We start from the raw sequence: 234 nt of genomic DNA, 5'->3' as shown, positions 1-234 counted from the left end.
GGGCAGCCCGACGACGCGTCCGGCCGACGGCTCGTAGACGTCGAGCCCGTCGGCACCGGTCGCCGGCAGCGCTAGGACGACGTGTAGCGGCAGGGTCGGGCTGCCGATGTAGAGGACGGCCGGGCGTCCCGGGCCGAAGGCGGAAACGAGGTGGTCGTAGGCCCGTTCGAGCCGCGCACGTGACCCGAGCAGGAACCACTGGACCTGCCACCGTGCCCCGTGCGCCCCGGCCCC

Annotated in this window: 1 pseudogene; it reads right to left on the bottom strand. The window is 74.8% G+C overall.

Annotated elements, in window-relative coordinates:
• A pseudogene (locus tag ACPYOM_RS24030) lies at positions 1-234 on the bottom strand (hypothetical protein); the annotation flags it as partial.

The organism is Monashia sp. HAY1-2A (assembly GCF_056755315.1).
The sequence above is the reverse complement of the archived record's forward strand: the minus strand, read 5'-3'. Positions and strand labels throughout refer to the sequence as shown.